This is a genomic window from Streptomyces viridosporus, assembly GCF_002078235.1.
GTDB classification, from domain to species: Bacteria; Actinomycetota; Actinomycetes; order Streptomycetales; family Streptomycetaceae; genus Streptomyces; species Streptomyces viridosporus.
In genome coordinates, this window is record NZ_MSGP01000081.1 from 1 (window position 1) to 26,238 (window position 26,238).

The 26,238-nt window shown below is 69.4% G+C and carries 25 protein-coding genes, 1 tRNA gene and 2 pseudogenes; 16 read left to right on the top strand and 12 right to left on the bottom strand.

Annotated elements, in window-relative coordinates; all coding sequences use genetic code 11:
- From B7L92_RS05785 to B7L92_RS44035, 4 genes and pseudogenes are all read right to left on the bottom strand, one after another.
- Positions 1–454, bottom strand: a pseudogene (locus B7L92_RS05785) (IS701 family transposase); the annotation flags it as partial.
- Positions 455–593: 139 nt separating this feature from the next.
- A complete protein-coding gene (locus tag B7L92_RS05790; RefSeq protein WP_081236400.1) occupies positions 594–1,088 on the bottom strand; it encodes a GNAT family N-acetyltransferase in 495 nt (164 codons plus the stop codon).
- A 397-nt stretch (positions 1,089–1,485) separates the two neighbouring features.
- Positions 1,486–1,851: a hypothetical protein gene (locus tag B7L92_RS05795; protein ID WP_081236401.1), complete on the bottom strand. Its 366-nt coding sequence runs from the start codon at positions 1,849–1,851 to the stop codon at positions 1,486–1,488.
- A 111-nt stretch (positions 1,852–1,962) separates the two neighbouring features.
- Positions 1,963–2,397: an alpha-amylase inhibitor gene (locus B7L92_RS44035; RefSeq protein WP_497590771.1), complete on the bottom strand. Its 435-nt coding sequence runs from the start codon at positions 2,395–2,397 to the stop codon at positions 1,963–1,965.
- Between B7L92_RS44035 and B7L92_RS05800 the strand changes: the two genes are divergently transcribed.
- Entirely contained in the window at positions 2,357–3,412 is a 1,056-nt protein-coding gene (locus tag B7L92_RS05800; RefSeq protein ID WP_255310772.1) for an ArsR/SmtB family transcription factor, read from the top strand. The two genes, B7L92_RS44035 and B7L92_RS05800, sit on opposite strands and share 41 nt — an antisense overlap.
- A 281-nt stretch (positions 3,413–3,693) precedes the next feature.
- On the opposite strand, the gene B7L92_RS05805 is transcribed toward B7L92_RS05800, so the two are convergent.
- Positions 3,694–4,755: a chitinase gene (locus B7L92_RS05805; RefSeq protein ID WP_081236403.1), complete on the bottom strand. Its 1,062-nt coding sequence runs from the start codon at positions 4,753–4,755 to the stop codon at positions 3,694–3,696.
- A 616-nt stretch (positions 4,756–5,371) separates the two neighbouring features.
- Here B7L92_RS05805 and B7L92_RS05810 point away from each other — a divergent pair.
- Complete coding sequence (locus B7L92_RS05810) at positions 5,372–5,659, top strand: transposase (RefSeq protein WP_107501385.1); 288 nt, start codon at positions 5,372–5,374, stop codon at positions 5,657–5,659.
- Here the strand turns inward: B7L92_RS05810 and B7L92_RS05815 are convergent.
- From B7L92_RS05815 to B7L92_RS05825, 3 genes are read right to left on the bottom strand one after another with little or no spacing between them, the layout of a single operon-like run.
- Positions 5,649–6,614, bottom strand: a complete 966-nt coding sequence (locus B7L92_RS05815; RefSeq protein WP_081236404.1) for a carbon-nitrogen hydrolase family protein — start codon at positions 6,612–6,614, stop codon at positions 5,649–5,651. The genes B7L92_RS05810 and B7L92_RS05815 overlap by 11 nt on opposite strands.
- A gap of 2 nt (positions 6,615–6,616) precedes the next feature.
- Positions 6,617–7,477 (bottom strand): nitrilase family protein, encoded by an 861-nt coding sequence (locus tag B7L92_RS05820; protein WP_081236405.1) that lies wholly within the window; start codon positions 7,475–7,477, stop codon positions 6,617–6,619.
- The gene (locus tag B7L92_RS05825; RefSeq protein WP_081236406.1) at positions 7,474–8,922 is read right to left on the bottom strand and encodes a purine-cytosine permease family protein; all 1,449 of its coding nucleotides are present in this window, start codon (positions 8,920–8,922) and stop codon (positions 7,474–7,476) included. The genes B7L92_RS05820 and B7L92_RS05825 overlap by 4 nt, the downstream gene beginning before the upstream one ends.
- 216 nt (positions 8,923–9,138) lie before the next feature.
- Here B7L92_RS05825 and B7L92_RS05830 point away from each other — a divergent pair, with 216 nt between their 5' ends.
- From B7L92_RS05830 to B7L92_RS05880, 12 genes and pseudogenes are all read left to right on the top strand, one after another.
- Complete coding sequence (locus B7L92_RS05830) at positions 9,139–9,723, top strand: helix-turn-helix domain-containing protein (protein ID WP_081236407.1); 585 nt, start codon at positions 9,139–9,141, stop codon at positions 9,721–9,723.
- Positions 9,724–9,999: 276 nt separating this feature from the next.
- A tRNA-His gene (locus B7L92_RS05835) sits at positions 10,000–10,071 on the top strand.
- A gap of 3 nt (positions 10,072–10,074) precedes the next feature.
- The gene (locus tag B7L92_RS05840) at positions 10,075–12,375 is read left to right on the top strand and encodes a hypothetical protein (RefSeq protein ID WP_081236408.1); all 2,301 of its coding nucleotides are present in this window, start codon (positions 10,075–10,077) and stop codon (positions 12,373–12,375) included.
- 158 nt (positions 12,376–12,533) lie between these two features.
- Positions 12,534–12,983: a VOC family protein gene (locus B7L92_RS05845; RefSeq protein ID WP_081236409.1), complete on the top strand. Its 450-nt coding sequence runs from the start codon at positions 12,534–12,536 to the stop codon at positions 12,981–12,983.
- A 235-nt stretch (positions 12,984–13,218) separates the two neighbouring features.
- Positions 13,219–13,491 (top strand): ATP-grasp domain-containing protein, encoded by a 273-nt coding sequence (locus B7L92_RS05850; protein WP_081236410.1) that lies wholly within the window; start codon positions 13,219–13,221, stop codon positions 13,489–13,491.
- 4 nt (positions 13,492–13,495) lie between these two features.
- Positions 13,496–13,666: a hypothetical protein gene (locus B7L92_RS40550; protein ID WP_159461001.1), complete on the top strand. Its 171-nt coding sequence runs from the start codon at positions 13,496–13,498 to the stop codon at positions 13,664–13,666.
- Between the two features lie 161 nt (positions 13,667–13,827).
- Positions 13,828–14,841, top strand: a complete 1,014-nt coding sequence (locus B7L92_RS05855) for a sensor histidine kinase (RefSeq protein ID WP_081236411.1) — start codon at positions 13,828–13,830, stop codon at positions 14,839–14,841.
- Entirely contained in the window at positions 14,838–15,512 is a 675-nt protein-coding gene (locus tag B7L92_RS05860; protein WP_081236412.1) for a response regulator, read from the top strand. Before B7L92_RS05855 ends, B7L92_RS05860 begins: the two co-directional genes overlap by 4 nt.
- A 617-nt stretch (positions 15,513–16,129) precedes the next feature.
- A pseudogene (locus B7L92_RS05865) lies at positions 16,130–16,369 on the top strand (ABC transporter permease); the annotation flags it as partial.
- A gap of 192 nt (positions 16,370–16,561) precedes the next feature.
- Entirely contained in the window at positions 16,562–17,959 is a 1,398-nt protein-coding gene (locus tag B7L92_RS05870) for an MFS transporter (protein ID WP_081236413.1), read from the top strand.
- Positions 17,956–19,170 (top strand): FAD-dependent monooxygenase, encoded by a 1,215-nt coding sequence (locus B7L92_RS05875; protein WP_081236414.1) that lies wholly within the window; start codon positions 17,956–17,958, stop codon positions 19,168–19,170. Before B7L92_RS05870 ends, B7L92_RS05875 begins: the two co-directional genes overlap by 4 nt.
- 314 nt (positions 19,171–19,484) lie before the next feature.
- Positions 19,485–19,832, top strand: a complete 348-nt coding sequence (locus tag B7L92_RS05880) for a VOC family protein (RefSeq protein WP_081236415.1) — start codon at positions 19,485–19,487, stop codon at positions 19,830–19,832.
- Positions 19,833–20,826: 994 nt separating this feature from the next.
- Here B7L92_RS05880 and B7L92_RS05885 read toward each other — a convergent pair.
- A complete protein-coding gene (locus B7L92_RS05885; protein WP_170102174.1) occupies positions 20,827–21,315 on the bottom strand; it encodes a hypothetical protein in 489 nt (162 codons plus the stop codon).
- A gap of 692 nt (positions 21,316–22,007) precedes the next feature.
- On the opposite strand from B7L92_RS05885, the gene B7L92_RS05900 reads away from it, so the two are divergent.
- Positions 22,008–22,253: a helicase associated domain-containing protein gene (locus tag B7L92_RS05900; protein WP_081236417.1), complete on the top strand. Its 246-nt coding sequence runs from the start codon at positions 22,008–22,010 to the stop codon at positions 22,251–22,253.
- Between the two features lie 43 nt (positions 22,254–22,296).
- Here B7L92_RS05900 and B7L92_RS05905 read toward each other — a convergent pair whose 3' ends face one another.
- The 3 genes from B7L92_RS05905 to B7L92_RS05915 form a co-directional block, all read right to left on the bottom strand.
- Entirely contained in the window at positions 22,297–22,656 is a 360-nt protein-coding gene (locus tag B7L92_RS05905) for an STAS domain-containing protein (protein WP_081236418.1), read from the bottom strand.
- A 381-nt stretch (positions 22,657–23,037) separates the two neighbouring features.
- Positions 23,038–23,250, bottom strand: a complete 213-nt coding sequence (locus B7L92_RS05910; protein ID WP_081236419.1) for a DUF4287 domain-containing protein — start codon at positions 23,248–23,250, stop codon at positions 23,038–23,040.
- Between the two features lie 65 nt (positions 23,251–23,315).
- Positions 23,316–23,981, bottom strand: coding sequence for a DUF998 domain-containing protein (locus B7L92_RS05915; protein ID WP_081236420.1), 666 nt, complete (start codon positions 23,979–23,981; stop codon positions 23,316–23,318).
- A 1,113-nt stretch (positions 23,982–25,094) separates the two neighbouring features.
- Here B7L92_RS05915 and B7L92_RS41975 point away from each other — a divergent pair.
- Positions 25,095–26,153: a GNAT family N-acetyltransferase gene (locus tag B7L92_RS41975; RefSeq protein ID WP_255310773.1), complete on the top strand. Its 1,059-nt coding sequence runs from the start codon at positions 25,095–25,097 to the stop codon at positions 26,151–26,153.
- Positions 26,154–26,238: the final 85 nt, after the last annotated feature.

Consider the following 26,238-nt stretch of genomic DNA (forward strand, 5'->3'; position numbering starts at 1 on the left):
CCCGGACCGCTGCCCGGCAGCGGTCCGGGTCGCACGTCCACGAGCGCGGGATGTACGGCTCACGGTCCACCGCCGCGTGTCCACGGCGGCCTGCGTAGGCGAGGTAGGCGGCGACCTGGGCGTTTTCGATCCCCCCGGCGGTGCCGGTGTACTGGCGCTGGACACCCACGGTGTGCATGCCCTTCTTCACGTCTCCGGTCTCGTCGACCACCAGCACCACATCTTCGCCGTGCAGATGTTCCAGCGCGTACTCGCGCACGTCATCGCGCACGATGTCGGCATCTCACTTGGCCCGGCCGAGCAGGTGCTGTATGCCGTCCGGACTGGCCTGTCCGGTCCACTCGGCGATGCTCCAGCAGTTCTTGCGCGGCAGGTCCGACAGCACTCCCAGCACCGGTTCCCGTACCCGACGCCGGGGTTCGACCCGCGCGAACCGGACCGCTATCCGAGACATCAGGGCCTCGAACCCATCCTGCCAGCGGGCAGGGTCTACGCTGTGCCCCGCGGCCACCGTATGATCGTTTGTCTTCACACACCGATGATCAGCGGTGGCCACAGCCTTCCTGCAGTCGGTCCACCAGCAAGATCATGGTCTACGACTGCAGGTCGCGCTGGTACCAGGTGCCTGACTGGCCGCCGAGATCGGCCGGGGTGGCAGGGCCAGCCGGGACGAACCCGGCCCTGGTCAACACCTTCTGGGACGCAACATTGTCGTGGGAGGTGGCCGCTCGTAGTGTGCGCAGCCCGTGCCGCGCCGCCGCCAGCCGGCAAAGCTCCTCGACGGTCGTGGTCGCCACGCCGCGGCCGGCGACCCGCTCCGCGACCCGGTAGCCGAGTCTGGCAGTGCCGTCCTCCAAGTCGTACAGGTTGAACCTGCCGAGTACCGAGCCGTCCTCGGCGACGAGCACGTAGAAGGCGCAGATGCCGGCCTCCTGCTCGGCCAGCGAGGCGTTGTACCGGTCGGTGAACCGGTCGAAGAAGTCGTCGCCGCGGTCGGAGATCGAGGCAGCGAAGTAGGTGCGGTTCGCCAGCTCGAAGGCCAAGACCGCCGGGGCGTGGCCGGCATGCAGCCGCTTCAGCTCGGGCATTGCCCGACTCTACCCAGATCGTGTGCTGAGGCCACCTGGGTTTCCGCCAGTGACGGACAGCCCCGAGACCAGGGCACAGAACGATCTACGGCTGGAGCATTAATCCGCCGTGAATCCCCGCACAAGAGAATCAATCGCTCACCCAGAGCCTGAATCCTTGCGTGCCGCGAGCTTCCGGCAAGCCTTTCCGGTCAGAGCGCCAGTTGCGAACCGGCCGAAGCCTTCGGCCAGGACGGGACGCATGACATGCCCCCCGGCGAGGGAATCGCCGGAGGGCATGACTGCGGCGCTCAACCGGAGGATGGTGCAGTTACACCTTCGCCAGCGGCGTCGCCTCCGGCCGTACGACCAGGACGAGTGCGCCCCGGGGCCTTGGTGTCGCCCGGCTCGAGTGTTCTTAGGAGGGGACGGGCCAGTAGTCGCACAGAGGACCCGTCAGCTGGTCCTCACAGAGCTCCACCCCGATGATGGTGCCGGAGAACCTGGCGTTCCCGCAGCCGGCGGACGATCCGTTCCCATCACCTACTTTGCCCGCGTAGCCCCCGTGCTTGACGTAGAACAGGGCGTAGACCCCGTTCCCGTCTCGTTCCATGTCGCAGACCTCGACCCATTCGCGGTCGGCCCCGACACCGGCGTAGTTGCTTCCTATGTACACCCGGTAGTAACTCGCCGCCTGAGCCGGGAGGGTGGTGATGAGAGCGAACATGATGGCGCCCGTGAGCACCGAGGCCAGCCTGACGAGGATCGATCTACCGATCTTCATGTCTCCCCTTCTGATACGTGGTGGCGAGCCGGGTCCCCCCACGGGTCCCTCTGGTGGCCCGCGGTCGGTGCGGCCTCGTGACCGAGTCCGTCTTCGTGCACGCCCCGGGTGTCAGCACGTGGCCAGGTGGCTGTACTGTCCCGTGATCGTCTCCTTGAACCAGAACTTCCCTTGCCCGGGGGCCAGAGACCAGCACGGGCTGTCGGTGCCCCAGTCCACGATGACCCTCACACGCACGGTGTAGGTGCAGTTGTTCTTGATGTTCACGCCAAAACCGGATGGGTCGTCATCCCAGTAGCGCGAGACGCAAGTGGGCGCCTCAGCCGTCGGGCCCGGCGCTGGAGCCGCAGCGGCAGTAGGAGCCGAAACGGCGAGTGCGCCACCGATCGCCGCCGCGGTCACCGCAGCGGCGGCCAGCCTCCTGAAAGTGCTCATGTCCTTTGCCCCCTCGTACTCGTGGGGCTTCAGGATGCGAGAGGGCCCGGGACCGAGGCCAGGTTGTTTCATGTGGGCCAAAAAAGCACTGATCACGGTGGCGCGCGACATGCAGAATCCCGACCGAAGCAGTGGGAGGTCTGTGATGCTCAAGGTGCACTTCACCAGAGAGGATCTGCTCCGTACTCGGCTCGCACCAGGACCGGACCCCTTGTGGGAGGTAATACTCAGCGTCAACCTCTTGGGCAACCGCGACGGGCAGGCCGTCTTCGACGCCTGGCGCGTGCGAACCCGCTCCAAACTCCGTCATCTCCCTCCGGAGCAGATCCGGCTCATCCGCTGCCTCGCTCCGCCCTGCGGCGACTTCCCCGACTTCCTCACCCCTCCTCAGGCAGCACACGGTCTGGCAGCGGGAGTCGAGGCCGTCCTGTCCACCCCCGTACCGCGAATACGCCAGGAGCTAGCAGTTCTGCCCAGGTTGCCGATGTGGACCCGGCCGCTGATCGACGGAGAACCGGCGGCGTTACGGATGCTCGGGCAGTCACTTCACGCGTATTACACCTGTGCCGTCGCAACGCGCTGGCAGCACATCCAGGCGCTCATCGACGCCGACAGAGGGGTGCGCGCACGAGCCGTCCTGCACGGCGGAGTCGAGGCAATGCTCGAAAGCTTCCGGCCGACATTACGGTGGAGTCGGCCGGTGCTGGAGGCCGACTACCCCGTCGACCGGGACCTCCACCTCAAGGGCCGCGGCCTCCTCCTCATCCCCTCGGTGTTCTGCTGGCGCACCCCGGTCACGCTCATCGACCCGGATCTCACTCCGATCCTGGTCTACCCGGTAGCTCGAGGCCCGCAGTGGTGGACGGGCGACCACGCCGGCCTCCGCGGAGGCCAGGCGCTGCGACGCTTGCTCGGGGAAAGCCGCGCCATGGCTCTACGCGCTGTCGAAGACGGCTGCACGACCGGAGAACTGGCCCGACGCATCGGTCTGGCGTCACCCACGGCCAGCCAACACGCCACTGCGCTCCGCGAAGCCGGCCTGATCGCATCCACCCGGCGAGGGAACACGGTGATCCACACCCTCACCCCCTTGGGTGTGGGCGTGCTCGCTGCGAACCGGGAATAGAACGATCGCCGTGGCGCGGGTCGTCCTCGCCGATCCGCTGGAGCCCGTGGTGCGGGTACGTGGTCCCGGCCGCCCCACGCCCTCGTCCCGGGGCATCGCTCCGGCGACGAAGACCACGGACGAGATCCTTCAGCGCCCGCCAGTTGTCCGAACGGAATTCCCGACGCAGAAGACTGGGCACGCACCTCCCCGGCTCGCGGACACCGGACGAGCCGTCTCGGCTCGTCCGGTGTCCTGCGTTTTCGGGGGCCGTGCCGCGGGCTGTTCCGGAGTGCCCCGGATCAACGGCCCTGGAGGGCCTTGACGTTGTCGCCGAAGGTCCAGTTCTTCGAGCCGTCCCAGTTGATGGACCACGTCATGAGGCCCTTGAGGCTCGTGCCGTAGTGGTTCCACGCCTGGGCGACCTGGGACGGGGCCATGTGGCCGCCGCCGGCGCCCGGCTGGGCGGGCAGGCCCGGGACCTGCTTGTCGTAGGGCACCCGGATCGTCGTCCCCTGGATGACCAGGCCCTTGTTCAGGCAGTCGGTCTGCGCGGTGAAGCCCTGCACCGTGCCGGCCGGGTAGGAGTCGCCGGAGCAGCCGTACATGCTGCCGTTGTAGTACTGCATGTTCAGCCACCACAGGCGGCCGTTGTCCGCGTACTTCTTGATGATCGGCAGGTACGCGCCCCAGATCGACCCGTAGACCACGCTGCCGCCGGTGACGTAGGCGGTCTCCGGGGCCATGGTGAGGCCGAAGCCGTCGGGCATGCGCTTCAGGACGCCGTCGATGATGCGGATCAGGTTGGTTTGCGACGGGGAGAGCTGGTTGATGTTCCCGGTGCCGATCAGCCCGGTCTCGATGTCGATGTCGATGCCGTCGAAGTTGTACGTCTTCAGGATCGGGACGATCGTCTCGATGAACCGGTCGGCGACGGCGGTGGAGTTGAGATCGATGCCGGCCGTCGCCCCGCCGATGGAGAGCAGGATCGTCCGCCCGGCCGCCTTCGCCGCGCACATCTCCGCCGGGGTGGCCACCTTCACGCCCGTGTCCATGCCGTTCTCCCACAGCGCCGTGCCGTCGGAGCGGATGACCGGGAAGGCCGCGTTGATCACGTTGTAGCCGTGCTGGCCGATGCGGGAGTCGGTGATCGGGGTCCAGCCGAAGGGCGGGTGGACCCCGTTGGAGGAGCCGTCCCAGTTCTCCCAGTAGCCCTGGAGGACCTTCCCGGCCGGTTTGGGTTTCAGGGCGCAGGTGTCGGCGGCAGGGGCGGCCGACGCGGCCGGGGCGGTGACGAGCGCGAGCGGGGCGAGGACGGCCGCGGTGAGCGCGGCGGCGAGCGAGCGGACGGTGCTGCGGACCATGCACGGCCTCCCGGTGGGGGTGCGGTGAGGAACTGGGGACATGCGGAACCGGCGGTGCAGGGCCGCCGACTGGGTGTCGAAGGCATGACAGCCGTCGTCGGTGACGACCGTGCTCTGGTCCAGACCATTCGTCAAGAGGTATGGACCATAATGGTGTTGGAGGGGATGTCCCGCGATGGACGGTCGTTGATCGATCAACGGATGACCGTCATTGAAACCTGTCGGTTGTCATGCGCCGATGGAACGCATGACGATGAGCACCCGCTCCCTCGGAACCCGGGGCCCCGGAGAGTCATCGCTGCGGGCGAGCGCAGCGATGCGGCGTCGGCTCGCACCGCCTCTGCGTGATCGTTTCGCTGGTGTACAAGATGACCCGGAAGCTGCTGTCCGTCCCGGCGGTGCTGCTGCGCCGCGACACCGCCGGGGACGCCGAGCCGCTCGTGCCGCGGCACGGGAACGCGGTGCCGCACTGGCGCGCAGTCGAAGCGCCCGGCCCACTCCGAGCCCGCGGACCGGTTCCGGTTCGCGGCGCTGTCCGCGCTGATACCCCGGTGGCTTTGGCACGCGGTTCTCCCGGTCGCCCCGGCACGCTCCTGGCCTGCTCACAGGTCACCTCATGGGAAGTGTTCGACAGCCTGCCGGTGCGGGCGTCGTTGGGCGGCTGGTGCCGGAAGAGCTGTGGGTGCTGTTCCAGCAGGTGGTGCCGGAGGCGCCGTCGCGGTCTGAGGGTGGCGGCCGGTGTCGGCACGGTGACCGGGAGATGCCGGCGGCGATCGCGTTCGTCGCGACATCGGGCTGCGCGTGGCAGCAGTTGCCGTCCGCCTCGTCCATGCAGTCGGGAACGACAGCTCACCGCCGGTTCACCGAGTGGACCGGGCACCGGGGCGGAGATGTCATTCGGTGAAACCGACCCCGTTCCCCCGCCGGCCCCGATCGACGGTGAGTCGGAAGACGTCGGGCCGGGCGTAGTGGCCCGCGACGTCGAGGTCGAGCGACTCCTCATAGCGCCGTCCGGTGTCCAGCGTCGCCATGATGATGCGGGCCTCGTCGAAGACGGGCTCCACGATCCATGACCCGTCCGGTCCCACGATGCTCGAACCGCCGTTGAGCAGCAGCCCACCGTCCGGTGCGTCGGGTCCTGTTCCCGCCCGGTAGGCGTCGCGGAGGTCGGCGGGGACATCGTCCGCGGAAAGGACCTGTCCCGCCGAGACCACGAAGCAGCGCCCCTCCAGGGCGTACGAACGCGCCGCGATCAGGTGGCTCTGCGGCATGTCCGGCCAGACGGCGACGTGGATCTCCTCGTGCTGGGCGTGCAGGGCGTGGCGGGCGAGTGGGTTGAAGTGCTCCCAGCAGACCAGCGAGCCGACGCGGCCGGCCGGGGTGTCCACGACCCGCAGCCCGGCACCGTCACCGGCCGCCCAGACGATGCGTTCGGTGTGGGTCGGCGTCAGTTTGCGGTGCAGATTGAGTGTGCCGCCGTCCGGGCCGATGGTGAGGAGCGAGTTGTAAAGGGAGCCGGATGCCTTGCCCGCGCGCTCGTTGAGGCCCAGGACCACCGTCACACCGCTCTCACGGGCCGCCGCACGGACGGGGCCGAGGTCGTCGTCCCCGCCCTCGTGGTCGAGGACGGGGCTCTGCTCCAGCAACCGCGCGTGCCAGCGCTGTGCCGTGCGGTCCCGCCAGCCGGCGAGGCCGAACACCCAGGCCGGGTAGCCGGTGAGCCAGGTCTCGGGGAACACGACGAGGGCCGCGCCCTCCCGTGCCGCCTCCGTGATGTGGCCGGCGGCGCGGCGCACCGATTCCTCCAGGTCGAGCAGGGCAGGCGGCTGCTGCACGACCGCGACCGTCGTCCGCGTCATGGTCACCCTGTTTCCCGGTGCGCGTACAGCTCGGGCCGGCGGTCCGCGTGCACGTCGTTGCGGTCGCTGATGGACTTGTCCCTCGCCTCGGTGAGGTCGAGCGTCGCGGTGACGACGGCTTCCTCGCCCAGGCGCAGCTCGGTGACGGGATAGCCGTCGGCGTCGACGATCACGCTGCCGCCGAGCCAGTCCTGGCCCCGTTCGGTGCCGGTGCGGTCGGCGACCGCGACGAACATGCGGTTCACCGCGGCGTTCGCCTGGACGCGGATGATCTCACCCGGACGCTCGCCCTCCGGTCGCGGGTACAGCGGCCAGTTCACCGGTCCGCACAGCAGCTCGGCCCCTTCCAGGGCCGCCAGCCTGACCCACTCGGGAAACTCGAGGTCGTAGCAGATCAGCATCCCGATACGTCCGTGCGGGGTGTCGACCACGGGCGGTCGTGTGTCTCCGGGGGTGAAGCCCCAGGTCTTCTCGCCGTCCCACAGATGCGCCTTGCGGTACGAGGCGCGTACTCCCGTCTCGTCGATGAGCACGGCCGAGTTGTACGCGCGGCCGTCGGAGCCGAGTTCGGCGAAGCCACCGACGATGACCAGCTTCAGCCGGGCGGCGAGTTCCTCCCACTGCCTGACCGTCGTGCCGTCCAGCGGCTCGGCCACCGACAGCAGTTCGTCCAGGTCCTGGAAGACGTAGCCGGAGTTGGCCAGTTCGGGCAGGACCACGATGCCCGCGCCCCGTCGGGCCGCCTCCTCGATCGCCTCACGGATCCGGTGCCGGTTCTCCTCGACACGGCCGACGCGCGGTGCGATCTGGCAGCTCGCGACCGTGACCGCCGGGCGCTCCCGTGCTGTGCGTCGCGTCGTCACCGGACGGTCCCCTCCAGTTCCGCTTCGCTCTCCGCGCGGGCCTCGGCCTCCGCATCACGGTCCAGGTTCCGTGAGAACAGCAGGTAGAGCACGCCGGAGACGGTCAGGCCGACGAGGAACGAGAAGTCCGCGCCGCTGAGCGCATCCGCCACGGGGCCGACGTAGAAACTGGTCGAGAAGAAGGGGATCATCGCGACGAACCCGGCGAGGTACGCGGTGACGCCGCGCCACGCCCAGCGGCCGTAGGCGCCGTCCGGCTTGAGGATCTCGGCGATCGCGTACGTGCCGCGACGCACGAAGTAGAAGTCGACCAGGTTGACCGCGGTCCAGGGCACCAGGAAGTAGAGCATCAGCAGGACGAAGTCGTTGAAGCTGCCGATGTAGTCGTCGGGGATCAGCAGGGCGACGAGGAGCGACACGGCACCGACCACGGCGAGACCGACGACGCGCAGCCGCACGGTCGGGCGTACCTTGCGGAAGCCGTCGATCGCGCTGGTGCCGGTGAGCATCGCGCCGTACGCGTTGACGCCCATGATCGAGACCAGTGCGAGGACCGAGGTGATCACGACGATCAGGCCGAAGCCGGGGAAGAGGAGGTCGCCGACCTCCCGCAGGGCCAGGATCGGGTCGGGGTTCGGCAGGTAGCTGGCGAGGATCGCCCCCAGCGACATCAGCCAGACCGCGGAGAACGTGGCGCCCGAGTAGACGGCGGTGATCAGTTTGCCCGCGGGCGCGTCGGCCGGGAGGTAGCGCGTGTAGTCGGAGACGTACACGGAGTAGCTGATGTTGTAACCGGCCGCGAGGGAGAACTGCACGAGGAAGGCGGTCAGGTCCCACCCCGCCGTCGTGGCGGGGGCGTCCGCGGGGACCGGGTTGGAGGAGAAGTGCACGACGGCCACGACGGTGAGGATCGCGAAGACGACGATGAGCACGTACGTCAGCCAGCGCTGGACGAAGTGGAGCAGGTCGTGTCCGACGACGGCGATGACGATCGACGCCGTGATCAGCACCGGGTACCAGAAGAGCTTGCCGTCGGGCAGGAGGAGTCCGATGCCCTGCGCGGCGAGAATCGTGTCGAAGACGAGGAAGCCGATGTAGACGAACACGGTCGCGGCGAACGGCACCGTGGAGCCGCGGCTGCCGAACTGCGCCCGTGACTGGATCATCTGGGGCAGGCCCATGCGCGGCCCCTGGTTGGCGTGGAAGGCCATGAAGAAGGTGCCGAAGCCGACGCCGACGAGGATGGCCAGCACGCTGTAGCCGACGCTGAGGCCCATCGAGGCGCCGACGAAGCCGGCGACCATGGTCGGGAGCACGAAGTTGCCGGTGAACCAGAACGGCCCCTGGTGCCATACCTTGCCGTGGCGCTCGGCGCTGGGCACGTAGTCGATCGAGTGCTGTTCGATCGCGCTTTCGCGGCTCGGCGCACTGCCTGAAGCGGACATCGCCTTCGTCCTGTCGCTGGGAGGTCGGTCGTCCGGCGGGAGCCCGGGTTCCGGCCGATTCCGCCAAGACCTGAGCTCCTCGGATCCGAGACCCGGAGGATTACCTATACACAACAAAAATTGTCTATTCGACAATTTTCAGTCCGGGTAGTCTGGCTCCGGGCCACGAACCTGTCAAGAGTCGTCCGCGAGACGGCCGAACACGACGAGGAGTCCATGAAAGCGCTGCATCCGACGCCTTCCGGCGCCCCCGTCCGCGTCGGGGCGCGCCTTCGCGCGTGCCGCAAGGCGCAGGGACTCACGATCGAACAGGTCGCCGCTGCCACCGGCCTCACGCGCGGGTTCCTCAGCCGTGTCGAACGCGACGAGACCTCGCCGAGCGTGTCGACCCTGGTGACCCTGTGCCAGGTGCTGTCGCTGCCGGTCGGTTCCCTCTTCGAGGACGCCGACACCGAGGTCGTACGCCTCACGGAGGCCCCGAAGATCAACATGGGCGGTCACGACGTCATCGACCGCCTGATCACACCGCGCGCGCAGTCGAAGGTCCAAGTCCTGCGCTCCCACCTCGAGCCGGGCGCGAACGGCGGCGACGACCTCTACACCATCAACTGTGACGTCGAGGTGCTGCACGTCGTCAGCGGCAAGGTCACCGTGGAGTTCACGGGAGGCACACAGACACTGACGGCCGGCGACACCCTCACCTTCTCCGGCCGCGAGCCCCACAACTGGCGCAACCCGGGCCCCTCCCCGGCCGAGGTCCTGTGGACCTTCGTCCCCGCCCCGTGGAGCGGATCCCGCTAGCACGTCCCACGCCGACGGCCCCGTCCCTCGGCGGACGCGCGGGGGCGGCCGAGGAAGGCTCGTGCAGCCGCCCGTTCCATCCGGCAACCGATGCCGTGCACCGTCGCCCCTTGCGCCGGGGTGCCCGGAACGCACCGCAGCCAGTCCTGCTGTCACGCGATCTGCAACTCGCCGTGCAGCTCTGGATCGGCTTCCTCTGGAGTGTGCTCGGGGTTTGCGGCATGAGGAAAAACCGGTTGTGCGATGATCATCCTGAGGTCTAACGTCGGCCGTCATCGGCGTGTAGCTCAGCAGCAGAGCACCGGGCTGTGGTCCCGGAGGGCGCAGGGGCGGAACCTGCCACGCCGGCTTATGAACGACAACGCTGAGCAGCAGCCTCTCACCGCGGCCCCGTCCTATCCGCAGGCCCAGCTGGCCAGGGCCTTCGTGACCGCGCTGACCCACGAGGACGCCGACACCCGGCACCGCGCCGAGGCGCGCGGGCAGCGTTGGCGGAAGGTCCTCGAGGGAATGGCCTCAGGCCGGCTGTCGGTCGGTTCGCGCACGCCCGTGGACGGGTTTCCGCCCTGGGTGACCCTGGAGGTGGTGCGGGGCGGCTTCGCCACCGGTGCCGCGGGCGCGAGCGGTCCGCTGCAGGCGTACGAGAGGGAGGCCGCGCAAAGCTTCGGGGTGCCCGCCGAGCGGCGCGCGCTCTTCGCCCACTGCCTCACCGAGCCCGGACTGGCCTGGCTGTGGGACCGGTTGGACAGCGGACACTACGAGATCGGCGTGCCCGAGGAGGCCGCGCTGCTCACCATGGCCTGGCTGGTCCGGCACGGAGAGACCGGCGCGGCGCTCGACCTCGCGGCGGAACTGGAACCGTTCGCCGACCGGCTGCGGTTCCTGCCCCGCCCGGCGGACGGATCCGCGCCGGACGCCACCGCGGCCGTCCACCGGCGCACCGTCTCCGACGTCGTCGGCACCCTGGTACAGCGGCGACCCAACGCGGCCGTCGAGACCCAGCGCGAGGCGCTCGCCGTATGGCAGCCGTTCGGTGACGAGCTGCTCGTCCACTGGCTGCGGACGGCGCGGGACGGACGGGTCCTCGAACTCGTCCCGGATGCCGCCTGGCTGGCGCACGGCGAGGCCCTGCTCGGCCGCTACCGGCGGCTCGCCGCGGAGCACACCCGCTGCACCAAGCACCGCAACCCCAAGGAGAACCTGGGCATTCTGCGCGGCGCGCTGGAGGAGGTCGTCTCCGGACGGCCGCTGGACGCGCGCCGGCTCGGTCTGCTGCGGCACGCGGTGCAGTCCATGGTGCGGCGGCGCGGTCTGCCCGGCTCCGCCGCGCACACGACCCTGCGCCGGCGCCAGGCCGAGCAGGCGGCGCTCGCCTCCCACCACGGCCTGGCCCAGCTGGTGCTGCGCCGGCTCGCCGTCCTCCCGCAGGAGACGGGCATCACCGACGTCACCCCGCTCCTGGAGGCGGTGACCGGGGAGGAGAGCCGGCAGACCGGCCTGCCCGCCGGATCAGCCGTACCGCCCGTGATCCGCCAGGTGGTCGAGGCCGCGCTGAGCGCGCCGCTCGGCACGCTGGTGGAGCGGGGCGTCGTCCCGTCCGCCGAGGTCCTGGCCGAGCTGGTGCCGCAGTTGGTCGCCGCCACCACCGCGCAGGCGTACGACGATACGACGCTGCGCGCGCTGATGGCCGCGAACTACCGGGCTTTCCGCAACCGCCGCTCCTTGCTCCTGCTCGACCTGGAACGGCAGGTGCGCGTCGAGGAACTGCCTTGGGTGCGGGCGGTGTCGGGGCAGCGGTCCGCGGTGCTGGGCAGGCCGGACGGCGAAGGCGCGCTCGCTGTGCTGCGGCAGCTGGGCGAGCTGGCCGTGCAGGCCTTCCCGGGCACGATCCTGCCCAACCCGCTGGTCCGCGAGTTCGGCGTTCTCGAACGCCACTGCGACCTGGGCGCCCCGTTCGTGGAGGAGCTGGCCGCCGACATCTTCATGGGCACGTTCAGCCCGAAGTTCCTCACGGCGGCGCGGATCGCGGGCGAACTGCTCGGCGGCACCCTGTACGAGCGTTACTACGGCATCGACTACGCGGCGATCCGCAACCTGGCGATCACCGAGACCGGCGCGGCCCTGACCCGTTCCCACGGTGTCCGCACCTCTCCCGGTTTCGCGCGGCTGTGCGCCGAGCGGGCCGGGGCGGCACCGCGGTCCTGCTCGGTCGCGACGAACGGCACGGTGATCGAGCAGGCGCAGATCCTCACCACGCACAACCTGGCCACGCTGGTCCACCGGGTGGGCATCGCCCCACGGCCCGGCTGGGCCGACCTGGCACACCGCTGCTTCGTGACCGTGTGCCGGCTGACCGCCCGCGTGCACCGCAACCCACGGCCGCTGGGCACCGTCAAGGACGCCGCGTACGCGTGGCGCCAGATGGTGTTCCACCTGTCCCTGTGCCCGCCCGAGGAGCAGCGGCGGATCATCACAAGCCTGGGCGAGGAGACGGCCCGCCATCCCGCCCATGTCGCAACCCGGCTGGCCCCCGCCCTGGCAGGCCTGACCCTGGTCACCGAGGGCGGCGCTTTCGGCGACGACGGAACAGCGGACGGCGGTTGTGCCCGGCGCTTCCTGGGGTGGAGCACCGACGGGCACTGGATGCGGTGAGGACGAAAGGGCGTCCAGCCCCGTGCACGGGTGAGTGCCTTGCACGGTGATGCCGTGGCCGGTCCCCGGGCTGGACCACGGCATCACCGTGACACCGCTGCCGCCCTCTCCACGGTCGGGGGCCGTTCGGGCGGGGACCTGCCGGGCACCTGGATCCCATGACCGACGACGCAAGCCGCATCCGGCTGGTGCAGACCGTGCTCGACAGCACCGACGCCCGCGAACTCGCCGAGTTCTACCGGTCCCTGCTGGGACTCGACTACGCCGAGGGGGACGAGCCGCCTCCGGCCGGGCAGCAGGACGAGCACGGCAGGGACTGGCTCGTCCTGCGCACCCCCGACGGCGGCCCGCAGCTCGCCTTCCAGCAGGTGACGCACCTGCGCGAACCGGACTGGCCGGACGGCCCGGTGCCCCAGCAGATGCACCTCGACCTGAGCGTCACCTCGCTGGAGGAACTACGGAACCAGCACGAACGCGTACTCACCCTCGGCGGCAGCCTGCTCAACGACCGGGACCGGCCGGACCCCGACGACGAGGAGCGCTTCCGTGTCTACCGGGACCCCGAGGGCCACCCGTTCTGCATCTTCGTCGCGGAGCGGAACGAGTAACCCGCGGACGCACCGCACGAGTTGGGGAGCGACCCTTTCCCGTCAGAAGCCGGCAGGGGCCGCCGCCGGGAACTCGCCCGGTGACGCAAGGGTGTTCGGTGCCCATGGAGAGGGGACACCTGCTGGTGACCACGCCTGGCAACCGCGAAGACCGCGAGTACCTTCTGCAGTCGATCAGCCGCGGCTTCCGCATCCACCCGGTGTTGACCGAGCCCCCACCTGGGAACTGGCGTACATGGTCGGCCACACCGTCGCGGCCGACCACACCGTCGTGGCCGACCTCGCCGACATCGACGGCCTCGTGCGGGTCGCCCGGTCCGTGGCCGCCGAACGGAAGTTGGACGGCGTCATCCGCTGGGACGAGACCTGGATCGAGCAGACCGTCCAGGTGGCCGCCTCCCTCGGACTGCCCGGAGGAGACCGGCGATGCGTCGAGTGCTGCCGGGACAAGCACCACACCCGTGCGGCCCTCGCCGTGGCCGGGGACATGGGACGTCTACAACCATGAGCAGGTGAGCGAAGACGCAGGAAATTCCAGGCCCGACTTCTCCGTGAAGTCCGTCCCCGCCACCGACAACCGTGTCGTCGGCGGCATGCTGCGCAAGTACTGCGTCGACGACCGCATCCTCGCCCGGGACCCTCCCCTGCCACGTCCCTCTGGAGAGGGCAGCCCGTGGCCGTGAGCCAGACCGTCCAGTGCTTTGACCGGGAGGATTCGCCGGGTCGGCTGTTCCGGCGGTTGGATGTGCGGTGACGTCCGTTGTTCCGACCGTTGGGGTGTGGTGGAGCTGCCTGATCGCTGCGCGCCTCCTGGTGCCGCCCTGCCTCCCCTGAGCTGGCGCCCATGACCTCAGCGGAGGAGGGATCCCCGCACGCGCTGCTCGCGGGGGCGTCGCGCCGGTGGGTACGGCTGCTGCCGTGGGGCGTGGCGTTCGTACTGTGCGTGGCCCTGCTCCCCACCACCATCCAGGTGCTCAGCGTCGACTACGGTCTGAACGGCGGCATCGCGAGCGCGCTGGCCGTCGCGCAGACGGCACCGCTGCTGCTCGCTGTCATCCGCCCGCTACAAGCCTGGTGCATGATCTTCGCCGCAGACATGGCCGGGGCGCTCGACCTGCTCACCGTCGACTTCGATGAGCGGCTCCTGTGGCCGTTCCCGCCCATGGAGATCGTCGGGTACGTCGGCCTCTGCCTCGCCCTCGGCCTGCGCGAGCCGCGTCGGACGCTGCTGGAGGAACGCGCTCGCATCGCGCGTGAGCTGCACGATGTGGTGGCGCACCACATGTCCGTGATCACGGTGCAGGCGGACACCGCGGCGCACCGCCTGGACGGGCTGCCGCCGGTCGTGCAGGAGGAGTTCACGTCCATCGCGGCGACCGCGCGCGAGTCGCTCGGCGAGATGCGACGGCTCCTCGGCGTGCTGCGGAACGAGGAGGCGCACGGCGAGCTCGCGCCCCAGCCGGGCCTGACCCGGATCGGGCAACTGGTGGAGGCGGTGGCGAAGGCGGGCGTGCCGGTTGAGTTCGCCCCCTGCGACGCCGACGTGCCCGAGGTGGTGGGTCTCTCCGCTTACCGCATCGTTCAGGAGGCCCTCGCGAACGTCGTACGACACGCGCCGGGTGCTCCGACACAGGTGTCGGTGTCGGAAGACGGGGAGCGGCTCACCGTCCTCGTCGTCAACGGACCGCCGCCGGAGCCGCCCGCCGCACCGCTCGAGGAGGGTGGCACCGGGCACGGCCTCATCGGCATGCGCGAGCGGGTGCGGCTCGCCGACGGCACCCTCGACACGGGACCGCTGCCCGACGGCGGCTTCCGTGTGGCCGCCCAAATCCCCCTGGCCGAAGGGGACTTCACGTGACGACGCACGTCATCATCGTCGACGACCAGGCCATGGTGCGGGCCGGATTCGCCGCGCTGTTGGCCGCCCAGAGCGACATCGACGTGGTGGGTGAGGCCCCCGACGGTGCGCAGGGCGTCGAGCTGAGCCGGCGCACCCGTCCCGACGTCGTGCTGATGGACGTCCGCATGCCCGAGATGGACGGCCTCGAGGCCGCGCGCCTCCTCCTCGCACCCCCACCGGGTGTGACGCACCGGCCGCGCGTCCTGATGCTCACCACATTCGATGTCGACGACTACGTCTACGAAGCGCTCCGGGCGGGCGCGAGCGGCTTCCTGCTGAAGGACGCCCCGCCGGCCGACCTGATCGCCGCGGTGCGCGTGGTGGCCTCGGGCGACGCGCTGCTCGCCCCCTCCGTGACGCGCCGCCTCATCGCGGACTTCGCCCGGCAACGTCCCGCCGCCCGAGGCAAGCCCGCGCTGCGGCTCAAGGCCCTGACGGAACGCGAAACCGAGGTCCTCACCCTGGTGGCCCGCGGCCGGTCCAACGCGGAGATCGCGCAGACACTGGTGCTGGCCGAGCAGACGGTGAAGACGCACGTGAGCCGCATCCTCACCAAGCTCGACCTGCGCGACCGCGCCCAGGCGGTGGTCTTCGCGTACGAGTCGCAGCTGGTGACCCCGGGAGAGTAGGACAGCTTCTCGGAGCTGCGCCCCGGGACCGCGAGCACGTCGCCGTCGGAGGCGGGAGAGGCTTGCGGTCCTCTGTGCTCGCACGGTCCTGATGCCGGCGTTTCTGAGCCGCGCCGGACGGGCCGCGGTCTCGTTGAGGGCCGCTGACCCGACAACCCCGGACCGCGCAGGCGGCCTCCTTCCAGGACAGTGGTTGCCTCGCCGAGTTCACGCCCCGGACCCTGGCAGCAAGCGGCAACGGGGCAGAGCCAAGCCCTCGTGCACGCCGCGTCGGCGGCAGCCGGCCGACCCGTCCAAGGCTCTCCGACAAGCTTCGAGCAGGGGGCACCTCATTTCGCCGCGAGCCGGGGCTTCGCCCCAGGCCCCGGCGGTGGCCCCCGGCGGAGGACAGGGCTTGCCTCTCCACCGCCCCCCCTACTGCGGTATCACCTCCACGTTGGCTCTCGGGTATGACGCCCGGCGCGCGGCCGTCTTCGCACACTCCTGCCCATCGGCTCGAAGAGATCGCGAGAGGACGGACCATGAGGCTGCGCAGCGGCAGGCGGCAGAAGGCGGACGACCGACCGGAGGTTCCGGCCACCGCATCCGGTCTCCGCCGTCGAACTCCGTGGTGTCCGGCGGCGGTACAGAGCCTCGAGGCGAAGCCGGGCGCCTGGTCCGACACCACCGTGGCCGCGGTCCTCGGCGGCTTCGCCGCCATCGCCGCGGCCACGCTGATCCCGATGATGCGCGGCACGACCGGCGAGGGGCCGTACGTGCCCCCGCTGGCGCACGGATCCTTCGCGGCCGCAGTCGGCGGCCTGGCACTGCTCGCGGTCGCGCTACCGGCGCGAGCAGTGCTGCGCCGATGGTCGTAGCGCATGCATACGGGGCGGCAGCCGGCATCACCGCGGCTCCCGCCCCGGTACGGCCTCTCGGACCGGCGGCCGCAGAGCAGCAAGCGCGTCTTGCCGCGGTGCCCCTTGACGACGTCCGGCACGGGCCCAAAGCGGCAGCGCTCCGCGTACGACCGACCCCTTACTCGCACGGCAACAACGGAAAGGAGGTTCATGACCGTGACCCGGGCTCCCCCGGTCCGCATCGGGAAAGCCGCTGTCGGGGCCCTCGGCATGCTGGCAGTCGCCACCGGTGCCCTGGAGTCGGTGGTGACACCGACGCTCCCGCTCCTGCAACGCGAGCTGAACATGAGTCCCGCCGAAGGGGCGCTGCTCAGCGTCGTGCTCCTTGTCACCGGCGCGCTCGTCACACCGGTCGCAGGCAAGTTCGGCGACCATTACGACGGAAAACGGGTCCTGATCCGGCTGATGGTGGTGGTCTGCACCGGTGGTCTGGTGTCCGCCCTGGCGCCGAACCTGCCGGTGCTGCTGCTCGGTCAGGTGCTGCAGGGCGCGATGGTGGGCGCGCTGCCCCTGTCGTTCGTCCTGGTGCGCACGCACCTCCCCGCAGGGGAGTCGAAGGTGGCCATCGGAGTGGTCAGCGGGTTGTTCGTGGGGGGCGGGATGGCGGGAACGCTGTCGGCCGGGCCCGTGGCGGAAGGGCTGTCCCGACACTGGATGTTCGCGCTGCCGACGATCGTGGTCATCGGGGCCACCCTGCTGGTGAACAGGCTGATGCCGAGTGATCCGCCAAGCCGGTCGGACGACGCCGGTGTCGACTGGCTCGGCCTGGTTCTCTTGAGCGGGACGCTGCTCACGCTCATGCTCGCGCTCGCGCTGGTGCCCGCCATCGGCTCGCAGCCACTCGTGCTCGGCGCCCTCATCGTGGTTCTGGCCGCCTTCGTGACCGGATGGACAGCCGTTGAACGCCGTGCGGCCTCACCGATGGTCGATCTGCACATGCTGGCCCGGCCGGCGATGTGGCAGTCGTGTGTGCTCACGTTCGTCATATGCGTCGGTACCTCGATGGCGGCCTATCTCGTCCCGCAACTGTTCGCGGTGTCCGCCGGCGATTACGGTTTCGGGGCCGGCGCCACCGAGATCGGCTTCTTCCTGCTCCCCGGCGCCGTGGCCGCGTCGCTGGCCGGGCCGATGAGCGGGATCGGGGCGCGGCGTTTCGGCTCGCGTGCCGTGGTCACCGCCGGGATCGTCCTCATGGCCGCCGCCCTGGTCACCCTGTCGGCCGTCCACACCGAGGTCTGGCACCTCGTCGTCGGCAAGGCGCTGATCGCGCTGGCCAACGGTCTGTGCGTTACGGCGATGGTGACCGGCACCGCCACTTCCGTCGATCGGAGCGACACCGGCATCGCCACCGGTCTGGTCCTGGTGACTCGCGTGACCGGTTTCGCCGTGGGCTCGCAGGTCGGTGGTGCGATCCTCACCGCCGGGACTCCTTCCGGGTCGGATGTCCCGGCCGAATCGGCCTTCGTCGCCGGCTTCGTCATCGCCGGTGCCGTCACGGCGTTGTCCCTGCTTGTCGTCCGAACCATGAGCAAAGGAGTCAAGGAATGACCTCCATCGATCAACTGACGGTCATCCGTAAGGCGCCGAGGCGCAAGATCCTGATATCCGGGGCCGGCATCGCGGGTTCCGTCCTCGCGTTCTGGCTGAACCGCTACGGATACGCGGTCACGGTGGTGGAGAAGGCGGGCGCGCCGCGCAGCGGTGGTTACCCCATCGACGTGCGCGGCACCGCACTGGAGGTCGTCCGGAGGATGGGGATCCTGCCACAACTGCAGGACGCACACATCGACGTGCGCCGGCTGACCTTCCTCGAAGGGGACGGCAGTGAAGTGGCCTCCGTTCACCCGCACCACGTCACCGGCGGTGTCACGGGACGGGACCTGGAGGCGCGGCGCGGGCACCTGACCGACGTTCTTCACACGGCGGTCCGTGACGACGTGGAGTTCCTGTTCAACGACTCCATCGACACCCTCGACCAGTCCGGCCACGGGGTCGACGTCACCTTCCGCGGGGGCGGCAGGCGAACGTTCGACCTGGTGCTCGGTGCGGACGGTCTGCACTCGCGCACCCGGGAGATGCTGTTCGGCCCCGAAGAGCAGTTCCACCACTACCTCGGCTACTGCTTCGCCGTGTTCACCATGCGCAACACCTTCGGGCTCCCCCACGAGACCGTGATGTGGAACTCCCCGGGCAGGGCCGCGGCACTCTACGCCGTGGGGGACGACGACGAAGTGCATGCCTTCCTGAACTTCGCGCAGCCGCAACCGCCGTTCGACGCTTTCTCGGACCCGGAAGCCCAACGAGACCTGCTCGCCACGGTCTTCGCCGGCGCGGGATGGGAGGTCCCGGCGATGCTGGCCGCCCTGCGCGACGCGAATGACCTGTTCTTCGACGCGGTCAGCCAGATCCGCATGCCCCGCTGGTCCAACGGCAGGGTCGCGCTGGTGGGCGACGCCGCATGGGCGCCGTCGTTCCTCACCGGACAGGGCACCAGCCTCGCCCTCGTCGGCGCGTACATGCTCGCCGGTTCCCTGGCCGACCGGGACCACGCCGCGAGTTTCGCCGCCTACGAACACGATTCCCGTGCGTTCGTGACCACGAACCAGGCTCTGGTCGGCGAGGGCAGCGCCACGCTCTTCCCGACCACCGCCCGAGCCCTGGAACAGCGCACCGACAGGCTGCGCAGTCTCAGCGCCATGCCTTCCTCGGAAGGACGACCGGCCCATTCGGCCCTTGCCCTGCCCGCGTTCATGCCATGACGTTAGACCGGCTACGCGTGCAGACGACGGGCGTCACTGGCGGCCGGGGCTGCTGTCCGACTCCGGCACCGGGCACGCCGCCGCCTACGCCTCTGCTTCCACCGGTCCGAACCCGGCGCATGACCACGGTGGTGCCGGAGGCGGGGCCCGCGGGGATACTCGCGGGCCCGCGCCGCGTCGGCTATCCGGTGGAGCAGACCCACAACTTCGCCGTCTTCGGCCAGGACCTGTTGCGAAAGTGCGTGCGGCGACGGACGGATCGTAGTACCCCTGGACAGTCCTGGATCCGTGTCCGTTCTCCTCAGGAGTCGTCGATGGCCGTTCGCCGTGTCATGCCCATCATCCAGTCGGAGGCTGCGCAGGAGAGCCGGGAGTTCTATGGCCTGCTGGGCTTTGAAGAAGTCATGAATCTCGGCTGGATCATGACGCTCGCCTCGCCGTCCCACCCGGCGGCCCAGGTCAGCGTTATGACCAGCGACAAAACCGCCCCGGTCACCCCCGATATGAGCGTCGAAGTCGACGACGTGGAAGCGGCTTACGCGGCCATGCGGGACAGCGGCGCGGAGATCGTCCACCCCCTGCAGGACGAGGAGTGGGGCGTACGACGGTTCTTCGTCCGCGACCCCAACGGCCGTGTGATCAACGTTCTGAGCCACCGCTGACGCCTGCGGGTACCGGTACACCATCCGCGCAGGTCACGGCCTTGATTGTCCAGCAGCGAGCCGCGCACGCCGACCTTTGACCGTCTTCTCCATGACGAGCCTGCGGCGCCGGGCGTCAGGGCCGCCTCCACCGCCCGGGAGCTTCTCCAGGAGTACGGCATCCCGCCCGCGTCCGAACGGCAGGGCATGACCTGGGCGGACTCTCTGCGCAGCCGGGCCGACGCACCGCTCACCTGCGCTCTCTTCGAGGTCCGTGCCCCGGCCGGGACGCGGCGGTACGTCCTCTCCGTCCTCGCGCCCGCGAGACGGCGCATCCGGGTCCCGGGCGCCACCGCGCAGTGGACCGTGCGACCCGACGCAACCTTCCCATGGACCTCGAGGACCCGGCAGCACGGCCGGATGCCTGCTCCGCGACCACGACGCGACGTGCACGACCGCCCTCCACTCCCTGGTGGCCGGTGCCGGCCCGAAGGTGATCACCACAGGCATCCAGATCCCCCTGGATGCCCCCTCATGGAGCACCGGACACAGACCCGCCGACGCAAGCTCCCGGACCGCTCCTCGATCGGGAACCAGCGCCACCTGCTTGACGCCCTGCGTGAGTGCGAGCTCCATGCCCATGAACACCGACCACACCGGACGACCCTCAGACAGGCCGCACCGCTCCCCCGCTCACCCACCGGCCAACGGCCCACCCCAGTCCGAAGACCCGAAGGTCAGCCGACGAGACCGACGCGGCGGAATCCTCCGCGAGCACCGACACGCCACTTGACCAGACCGGATGACTGTTCGGCACCCGCGGACGCGCGCGAGGACGAGTCCGCGGACAACGGCGGTGCGGTGGTGGCAGTTGCGGTCGCTGACCCGCCCCTGCCGCTAGCCAGGACGAAAAGGCTAATCTTGCGTCATTCCGGCCGGTCCACGACAGCGGTTACCCCTCGGTGAGGACGACGAACGAGCCGTACCAGTACCCCGGGCTGTCGGTGGAACAGCGTTACGTCCAAGCGGGCGCGGGTTCCTCCAGCGCGACCACGACCATCACTGGAAGATCGGTGTCCTGCTGTACCACACCGGCGGTCAGAACCCGTCCGTCCAGGGTCCACTTGCGGGCCGCGATGAACTCGTCTTCGTCCGTGGCCGTCAGCCCAGCCTCGACAAGGTGGCCGACGAGCAGGGAGTTCTCGATCTCGGGGAGGAACGTGGCCAGCGCCTGCTCGCCCTGCTCGTAGACGGCGTCCAGGTCGTCGAAGTAACCGGACTCGTCGACATCGCGGATCCAGACGGCGAACGAGACACGGACCGCCCCGCTGCGGAACTTCTGGATCCACCCCCGGATGCCGTCCTTGCGCCAGGACGTCTCCACACCGCCGCAGGACTTGCCCCCGGGCGTCCACTCCTGGACCGCGAACCTTCCCGCCGCGCCCCCGGCGGTCAGCGGGACCAGGTCCCGGAGCCCTTCCAGCATTGCGGTCACTGCAGCCATGAACTCATTCACTCATGCCGTTGCCGAGCGCGTGATATGCCTTCAGCTGTCCGCTGGCGTATGACTCGAGAAAAGCCTGGACTGAAGTTCCCCCATCCCATGACCTTGGACAGCGGCTGGTTACGCTGCGGGTGAGGTTTTGAGCCACCAGGGCCCTGGTTTCGAGTGGGGTGACGTAGCCGTACTCGGGGTGCTTGCGCAGACGGGCGCGGTTGTACTCGACCTCGATGAAGCGGAGGGTGTTGAGAATCTCCCAGACCGTCGAAGCGGTAATCCGATACCCGAGTCGGGCCAACTTCCCTTGAACGCGCCTGTGCCCCACCGCGGATTCTCCCGGGCCGGCCGCAGAACGAACGCCCTGATCGCCGCTGGGGCAGGTGGGCGCCCAGTGCGTCGGCGCGCGGTGCAGTCCCCCTGACGGTGATGAACCTGCGATGCCAGGTGAACAGGGCGACGGGGCCACCGGGGAGACCTCCCGCCGGCGTCACCGGGATATCTACACGGACAGGACGGCGAACCAGGACCGGTTGACCGACTCGTAGCGGACCGGACCCGCCAGCCGCCGACACAGGACCGCGCTCTCCTGCCACAGCACGAGCGAATCCCGCGTCCTTGGTGGTTTCACCGCGCAGCAACGCCGACGGGACAAACAGCAACCCTCGGGCCACCCTGTACGGCAAGAACACGGCCACATGGCCATGCCCCCAGCACCCGAACCGCACCACCTGTGGCAACGACTCTTCGAGCGGCACAGGCCGGGCGCGAAGGCCAGTGGCCCGTCCCCCGGCGGCCACAGCGAGACGATCACGGTCGACGGCGAGACGAAGCCCGTAGCGGTCCACCTCGGCGTATGGGTATCGAGCACCCGCGCGAGGCGCGACAAGCTCACCCAGGACCAACTGAACGCCCTGCGGGAGCTGGGCGTGAAGGGGGCGTAGGACTTCGCGAGGGGACTGCCGGGTTGGTGTCCGGGTCCTCTCATCAGGGCCGCTTGGGCGCCGCCTGCTGGAAGTCGGTGGGCGGCGTGTCGGGGAACAGACGGGCGAGGTCGAAGGTGGCGGGGTACAGATCGGCGGCCAGAAGCAGCAGTCGCAGCGGCTGCTGTCGTAGTCCCGTCACGGTCGTACGGCGGTCCGGACCGTCAGGCGAGACGGGGGCGAAAAGGAGGTGGAGGCCGGCGGTATCCATGAAGGCCGTGTGGTTCAGGTCCCACATCAGGTCGGTCACGTGTGCCGGTAGGGCTTGGGCGGCGGCGCGCAGCGGGGGCAGGGTGTCGAAGTCGATGTCCCCGCGCAGGGCGATGCGTGCGGATGTGCCGTCGATGGTGGTGGTGATGTTCATGGTGGGCGCGCCCCCTTCCGGGGGTTGATGAGCCCAAAGGCGATGCACCCTCCGGGAAGGGGGTGAACGACAATGGCAGGCGCCGGATGCCCGGGTTGGGGGCAACGCCCGGCTCCCAAAGACCGGTACCCCGGAGGGCGCCGGTCGGTCTCGTTGTCCGTCCACCGTCGCACACTGCCGCGTGTACCCGCGACTCCCCGCAGGGGGGATGTTCCATAAAGGCCGCGCGCAGGGCCGCCGCTACGGCAAGGGAGCCGCCAGGGCCCGCGGGGCTCCGCTCAGGGGCCCCGCGGGCCTCGCTCTACGTGGTGTCGCAGGATGCGTGGATGAGGGTGCGCCGGCCCCAGCCCTGATGACCGGGCCGGGGCCGGAGCTGCCGTCTTACTTCCCGCTGTCCTCGGCCAGGGTGTGGGAGACCAGGGCGTTGGCGTGGCCGTGGCCCAGTCCGTGTTCGGTCTGGAGCCAGGAAACGAGCTCCATGTGCTTGGTCAGCGGGGAGGATCGGATGAGCGTCTTCCACTCGGCGATCGGGCGGCCGTATTTCTTCTCGATGGAGGGGAAGTAGCTGGCCGGGCCCTTCACTGCGTCGGTCATGGGGTACCCCGCTTCCTGTGAACGATCTTGAACAGGTTGATGATGGCCGCCGGGCCAGTGATCGGCTAGCGGTCCGACGGTCCGGTGGCCAGCCGGGCCGTCACCGCGGCCAGCCAGAGCAGTCCGAGCCCGGCACCGGCGGTGAAAGCCAGAACTGTCACGGCTGAGGTGGCGAACCCGGCGAGAACCGCCACCGGCACGAAGCGCGAGGCGATGGCCCAGCCGCGGTGACCTCGGGCCGCGAGAGGCCGGGCCATCACCAGGAAGGCGCCGCACAGGGCGAGATAGCCGATCATCCCAGCCGCCATGTGCACCGTGCCGTGAACGCTCATCACGGTGACCTCAGGAGCCCCGGCCGGGAAGCCGGCCCCCGCATCCGCGGGGAACACGGCGGCCGCCCAGAACGAGGCGCCGAACACCCCGATCAGGACCGGTCCCCACGTTGAGCCCGGGTCACCGCACAACGCCCGCCGGAGCCCGACCGCGCCGACGATCAGCAGGATGCCGGTGAGCACGAAGTTCACCGTCTGGATCCACCCTGCCGCACCGAGGGCGAGCTGGCTGATCGCGTTCTGGGTGAAGTCGAAACCCTCCCGGCCAAACCCCTGGGCGAGCCCGGCAGTCATAAACAGCGGGCCCGCCACCATGCCACCGGTCAGGGCGCGCCGGGCCGCTGGCCGCGCAGGTGCAGCCGGAGTCACAGTATGGGGCGCGGTGAGCGTGTGGGGCATGACGTGCCTTCCTCGTCTTGTGGGTGTCGCTCTTACGACCGGGGCCGGACGGCGAAGTCATCGCACACGATCATGTGACCTGCATCACGCACGCCCGCGGAATGTGAGATCTGTCCGCCTGAACCGTTTTGGATTCGCGCGTCGCCGCGGCACCGAGTGCGGAGAACCCGGCTTCTGCGAGCGCGCTGGCCAGTCGAGTGCCGGGAGCGGTGCTCCAGCCAGTCACCGTCACCGGAATCCGCCCACTCCACGAGTCCCCCTTTCGCCAGAACAGTGAGTTGTCGCCCCGCAGCCGGCTTGCGGAAACGTGGCGAACGCCTGGTCCTCCAGGTGGTGAGCGCGGCGCCGTCCAGCGGATCGCCGACCCGTACATGGGCGCGGCTGTCTCGAATGGCGGTGGCTGCTGTCCGTCTCATGCCGATTCCGGTCAGTTGGGTGACGAAGGGCTGGGATACCTGGGACCAGGACGGCGAATCGTGCCGTCCGGCGCTTTGGGATGAGGCCACCGTGCCAAGAAGCCGTGATCAGGATCGTGTGGGTGGTCCAGCCGCCGTGTTCCCACCCCGGTTGGGACGGGCGGCGGCGACACCCCGGCTGTTGGACCTCGATGGGCGCGGTGAGTTGACGCCCGCGCATGTGCTTCTGGTGGCACAGGCGTTGGGGAAGTCGGAGCGTACGGTGTGGCGGTGGCTGGCCGCTGCCCGGGAGGACCACCGCCTCGCCCGGGTGGAGTCGTCGCGTTTCACGGTCACCACGGATGTCCGGCGGTTGCTGGTGGTGTGGGGTGGTCATGCCTCCCGAATCCATGCCGAGCCGGACTCGCAGGCAGCACGCGCCGCCCCAGGACAACAGGGCTCACCCCACAGCGAGACCATGCTGAGGGGGCTGCTCCTGGAAGGTTTGCTGATCGTGTATGAGAGCCCACAGGACGTCCAATCGACTGCTGCCGAGGACGGGGGCTTCTCTCATGCGGCGGTTGGTGCGTGTTCGCGGTCCTCGGTGAATGCGCTGTGTCGGTAAAAGGAGTAAGCCTTTCTCGACGCTTCGACGTATTCATGAGTTTGGAAGGCACTTGGGTCGGGTTGTCAGTGCTTGCCGGTAGCGTCGCGGTCCATGAGTGATCGACGGCAGGCAGTGGTAGTTCGTAGAGCTGAACACGCGGACGTGAACGGGCTCGTCGAGTGCAGCAGCGCGTTGTTCGCTGAAGATGCCGGGACTCGGGATGCCAGCATCAACATCGATTGGCCACGTCAGCACGGACGCCAACGCTTCGCCGCCGGCATAGACGATCCGAACCGGCTGTTGCTCGTCGCAGACTGTGACGGCGAGGCCGTGGGCCATCTCGTGGGTGTGCTGGGGGACGCGTCTGCGATGAAGCCGGTGAGGGTTGCAACGCTGGTGAGCATGTACGTACAGCCCGCGTTTCGCCGATACCAGATCGGCGGACGACTGGTCGCAGAGTTCTTCGGCTGGGCGAAGGAGGCAGGATCCGAAGCCGCGGAGGTGACGGCCTACTCAAGCAATGCCGAGGCCATCCGGTTCTATGAGCGCAACGGCTTCGCGCACCGGTCGGTGACGTTGCAGACGTCTTTGCAGTTGAGTGTCCTGGTGGGCGTCTGCCTACCAGGACACCCCTTCTCCGGCCGCAGGGTCCCGTCGAGCACCCCTTGGACGGATCCAGCACCATCCGTAACGCCGCGGCGGCAGCGGCTTCCGCAGCTCCGGCCAGGCCGAGTCCAGGGCATTGCGCACCGTCCGCCAAGCGACGTTGTACCTGCGCTCCAGCTCCCGCATCGTCACGCTGGCTCGGTGGTCTCGCCGAATGGCCGCGTACAACTCGGCTTCAGTATCTGTGGCTTGAACAGGATCTTTCACCGGAAACACCTAGTTGCTGCCCTGGCAAGCACCCCGCTGCCTTCAAAACTCGGTTCTGGCGCAGATCTTGGGGAGCGGTCGCGGAGAGCCACCGCAGTGTCCGATTGCCAGGGGCGGGTTCGTGTGAGACCTCGCACGCCCTGCCGCCTGGCAGGCGGAAGTGACGCACCGGCAAGTCTGCGACAGTCTCCGTCGTGGTTGGCCAGCCTCCCTGGAGATGTGGCATGGCAGTGCTCTGACCTCGGGTGCCTCAGGTTGAGGGAGACGCCGAGTGTTCTTCTGCCTCGCTCAACCTGAGGAAAACTCGGCACGATGCCTTGGGCTTGTGGGCGAGGAAAGAGCCTCATTGGCCCTGCCGTGCTTCTCGTTCGCGTCGGCTTCG